Origin of the sequence: Psittacicella hinzii (genome assembly GCF_003585935.1) — a bacterium.
In the GTDB taxonomy this organism is placed as follows: Bacteria; Pseudomonadota; Gammaproteobacteria; order Enterobacterales; family Psittacicellaceae; genus Psittacicella; species Psittacicella hinzii.
This window is the reverse complement of the sequence record NZ_NRJG01000077.1, coordinates 1-4,303: the sequence shown is the minus strand read 5'-3', so window position 1 is coordinate 4,303 and position 4,303 is coordinate 1. Positions and strand designations below refer to the sequence as shown.

Annotated in this window: 4 protein-coding genes; all 4 read right to left on the bottom strand. The window is 37.3% G+C overall.

Annotation, left to right across the window (positions count from 1 at the left end; genetic code table 11):
• Positions 1 to 21 precede the first annotated feature (21 nt).
• From CKF58_RS04600 to CKF58_RS04585, 4 genes are read right to left on the bottom strand one after another with little or no spacing between them, the layout of a single operon-like run.
• The gene (locus CKF58_RS04600) at positions 22 to 1,335 is read right to left on the bottom strand and encodes an MFS transporter (RefSeq protein ID WP_222987708.1); all 1,314 of its coding nucleotides are present in this window, start codon (positions 1,333 to 1,335) and stop codon (positions 22 to 24) included.
• 46 nt (positions 1,336 to 1,381) lie between these two features.
• Positions 1,382 to 2,347 carry a cell envelope integrity protein TolA gene (gene tolA / locus CKF58_RS04595; RefSeq protein WP_119531439.1) on the bottom strand — a complete coding sequence of 322 codons (966 nt, stop codon included), beginning with the start codon at positions 2,345 to 2,347 and terminating at the stop codon, positions 1,382 to 1,384.
• A 34-nt stretch (positions 2,348 to 2,381) separates the two neighbouring features.
• Positions 2,382 to 2,852, bottom strand: a complete 471-nt coding sequence (locus CKF58_RS04590; protein ID WP_119531437.1) for a biopolymer transporter ExbD — start codon at positions 2,850 to 2,852, stop codon at positions 2,382 to 2,384.
• Positions 2,853 to 2,875: 23 nt separating this feature from the next.
• A complete protein-coding gene (locus CKF58_RS04585; RefSeq protein WP_222987707.1) occupies positions 2,876 to 3,595 on the bottom strand; it encodes a MotA/TolQ/ExbB proton channel family protein in 720 nt (239 codons plus the stop codon).
• Between the last annotated feature and the right edge of the window lie 708 nt (positions 3,596 to 4,303).

The following is a 4,303-nucleotide window of genomic DNA, read 5'->3' as shown; positions in this document are numbered from 1 at the left end:
TACGGGGATTAATTTATGGGATTAATTGGACTTGTGCGAAATATGCTTTGAGGAAAAGCATAAATAGTACACCCAAGCTAAGCAAGTGCAAATTAAGATTAATCCAGCATTAAGTAAGAGTAAGGTAGCTCCCATATGTCTTGGTAGCATACTTACCCAACCAATAATTAATCCTGGAACTACTAATCTAATAAAAGTAAGTAGGGAAACGGCTGTACCTGTAAAGGATGGAAAGTTCATTAAATAAAGAATCGTCATATTGGCAATTTGGAAGCCATTAAGCAACATATTTAAGCCAAGGACGATAATAATGCTTGGTACACTTAAGAACTTAGCCGCAACTACAAAATTAGCCAGCGTAAATATAGCTTGTACACTTGTTGCTGCTAACCAAACCTTAAGCGGTGATAAGCCGCGTTTCATAATGAACTTGTTGAGCTGGATACCAACTATTTGCAGCAGAACTAAACTAAAAGTAAAGTAACCAAACTTATCCGGAGCAACATGATAATCCACTAAATAAATAGCCGGTAATAAAGTTGGAAAACCAAATACTGCTACGGTTAAGGTAGTGCTGATAATAATCAGGAGCACCGCTGGTTTGGTTGTTAGGATTTGTTTAAAGTTCTGAGCTATTTGTTTAGGGCGAAAGGCTTGTACTTTGCTTGGATCGAGCGTTTCAGGAATGTAAAAGAGAATAAAGATAATCCCTAAAGCTAAGAAAATACAGACGCTATAGAATATCCAGTGCCAACCTGCCCAAACAAAGATATAACCTCCAATTAATGGACTTAGTGCTGGTCCGAACAAAAACAAAGTAATTAACCAAGCGTTGTGAATAACAAACTTACGGGGACTAAAAATATCTTTAATCATTACTTCTGGAGTTGAACTTAGTCCACCAAAAATAATCCCTTGGCAAATACGAATAACAATCAAGCTATGATAATTTGGAGCATGGATCATGGTAAAGTTTACAATAATGCCAGCAAGAGAACAAAAAATCAAAGCCGTTTTACGTCCGTAACGATCAATAAATGGTCCAAAAATTAAAGTTCCGATCCCCATACCAATTAGATTGTACGAGATTACTTTTTGCATATTTTCAATAGTGGTATTGAAATCATGCACCATACTCTGTAAGGCTGGAGAAAAGGCATCATTTACAAAAGCCGCACAAATGGTTAACAGAGCAAGTAGCGGAATTAATAAAGGTAAGGGAGGTATACGCTTAGCTAAGCTGGCTTGCCAAGGAGTTACTTGATCAAAGTTATCTGTATTGTTGTTTTGCTCTGTTGGTTCGTTTTGCAGGAGTTGAGTTGTTGCTTTAGTCATGAGATAAATAAGGTAAAAGCCTCTCGTTTGAGAGGCTTTTAACATTTTAGTTACGTACACTAAATAATAAGGTTACGTTACGTACACGATCAATAATTGATGGTGGTGGAGCTGTAACTTTTTGGGTTTTAACAATTGCTTGCATCCCTAAAGCACAAACTCCGGCTGTTCCTACTTGTTGGTTTTGGTAGATAGTTAAGCGACCATCTGGAGCAATGTTTACCTCAATACGGCAATCTTGTCCCATGTATGCAGGGTTGAAGATAAAGTTTGCGTTTACTTCACTCTGCACTTTCGCTTTATATCGCTCAAATGGATCAGCGTCTGGTGTATTTTGCGTTACACCATCACCACCACCTTCACCGGTAATATCTTTTAAGGCAGCATTAATCGCTTGCGAATCTTGTTGCGCTTGAGTTGTTGCCTTACGTTGTGCATCTTGCTGTCTACGATTTGGAGCAGCTTGCTGCGCTTTACTGGCTTGGGTAGCGTTTTGTGTAGTAGTATCTTTATTTGGTTTTTGTTGTTGCTGATTAACCGGTGACGGGTTGTTAGTCGAAGCAAGTTTTTTATCTTGTTCTTTATCCGTCACTTGTCCTTCAAGCTGTTTAGCTTGTTTAGCGGCTAACTCTTTTTGACGTTCGAGTTGTTGCTGTAATTGCTTTTGCTCTTGCGCAGCAATGCGAGCTTTTTCGTCGGCAATTTGTTTAGCTTCTTGTTGCTTACGAATGGCTTCTAAACGTGCTTGTTCAGCTTGTGCTTGTTGTTCGGCTTGTTTACGCGAGGCAATGATTTGACGCGCGTCAGCAACACCACCGGTTTGTAATGAGATTTTAATAGGCGCTTCAATAGCGTCAGCACTACCATCTTTTTTATGTAGTGCCCCTGCAATACCTCGAATTTCGAGTTTTTGTGGGTCATCGTCCCATTTAATTAAAAACAATAATACACTTGCATGGAGTAAAAATGCAATGAGAAATTGCCACCACATACCTTTACGATTTGTTACCATAGAATACTCTCAGGTTAAGGGGTAATGGTGAAAGCTAGTTGCTTGCGGATTTGTCACCTGAAGCAGGTGCGGTAATTAACCCGACATCAACTATGCCGTACTGTTTGAGCAGAGTTAAAGCATTTACTACACTACTGTAGGTTGAAGCCTTATCTGCTGCAATTTGTACAATTAAGTTCTCTGGTTTTTTACCTTGCAGCACGCGATTGATTTGTGCTTGCAGTTGTCCTTGATCTAAATCTGTGTATTTATCAGTGTTAAAGAGCAGGGTAAAGGTAGCGTCAGAGTGAACTTCAACTACTAAAATATCTTTATCTGCAACTTGTTCTGATACTTTAGCTACGCTACTTTGCGGTACAGATACGTCGATAGAACTGTTAACCGTAGGGGTTGCAATCATGAAGATTAACAACATAGTTAATAATACGTCCAGAAACGGGATCATATTAATTTCAGTTTTACGACTAGGACGTAGGCCCGCAGAGCGTCTACGATTTGGGTGCATATGTTGGTACGTCCTTGCAGAAATTATGGTTGAGTGTTAGTAGGTTGCGTAGCTTGCGCATTAGCTTGGCGTAAGCGACGGTGTACATCTTCTTGAATTACTGCGGTAAACGTATCTTGGAAATTGTAATAGTTAGTTTCATTGAAATTAACTTTACGATTGAAAATGTTATAGAACACTAATGCAGGGATCGCTACGAAAAGACCCATAGCTGTCGCTACTAGGGCTTCTGAAATGCCTGGAGCAATTAGTTGAATGTTTACTTGTTCTGCACTACCTAAACTAGTAAACACTTCGATAATACCCCATACTGTACCGAAAAGACCGATGTATGGTGAAATACCTGTAATAATTGAAAGAATATTTAACCCGAAGTCTTGATCTTCAATTTCTTCGGCAATAGTTGAAGCCATTTTACGGTTAATAAGATCCATTAAAGCTTCTGGAGTTTGATAGCGGATGTTGCTAATGGTTTTATATGAAGAAACACCTTCAGCAAAAACGCGCGCCATACCAATCAGTGATTTTTGTTGTTCGGTAAAGCTGATTAGTTTCGCAAAGCCTACACCTTCAGCATAAATGCGTGAAAATGCCATATCTTGTTTACGAACTTTACGATAGTAGAAGAAACGATTAACAACTAGAGTCCAAGACCAAATTGAAAGGCTAAGCAAGATTACCATAATGATTTGCACCATTAGGCTTGCTTTTAAGAAAATATCAAAAAGAAATAATAAACTCATACACGTGTTGCTGAGGTTAGAAGTTAAGATAAGGGGCAATCTTACAAGCATAGGAGTTAAATTGGATTAACTACCTGTTCTTAAAGAAAATTAAGGCTAATTGCTAATTTAGCTTAAGAAGATTAATGCTTCTAAGAAGTGTACTTATGAGAAATAATAGAGGAAAGAGGTATGTAGTTATTTGCGTTAACTTAAGACTATTTTGTCCACTTAATAATGAGTTCTAGCTATTATTTATTAACCATAGTCCTTATTAAGGTGAAGAATATTAATAATAGATATGTCTTGAATTAATAATCGAGGCTTGCTGATCTGTCGTTTTATGACGATATGTCACCAGACAGAGGCAAGGTAAATAGCCTAAGCTGAACTTTATAACTAAGAAATAACTTTAAGACTTAATGCCTAAAAAAGTCTATGCCTATAAGAAAGATAATTATGTGTTTGTCGGGATCAAGCTTAAGAAACCAAAGATTTAAAATGGGTTCTTAATGCTTTGTCAGCCATGTGGTTTATGCTAAATAAATATCAAATATGTACTCTTTATTCTTTTTAGACAAAATTTTAGAACTTTAGTTATGCCTTTGGGCATACTTATTTTTTACATACTTCTTAATAGTTCTAAAAAAGTTCTAAATTATTTAAAGCTAGGAGCTAGTCTGAAAAAAGAGTAGAGAGATGAATATCAAGGAGAGTTTCTCTCTTATA

Coding starts and splice junctions, on each gene's coding strand:
- CKF58_RS04600 (WP_222987708.1), bottom strand. CDS start 1,335: ATGACTAAAGCAACAACTCAACTCCTGCAAAACGAACCAACAGAGCAA.
- tolA (WP_119531439.1), bottom strand. CDS start 2,347: ATGGTAACAAATCGTAAAGGTATGTGGTGGCAATTTCTCATTGCATTT.
- CKF58_RS04590 (WP_119531437.1), bottom strand. CDS start 2,852: ATGCACCCAAATCGTAGACGCTCTGCGGGCCTACGTCCTAGTCGTAAA.
- CKF58_RS04585 (WP_222987707.1), bottom strand. CDS start 3,595: ATGAGTTTATTATTTCTTTTTGATATTTTCTTAAAAGCAAGCCTAATG.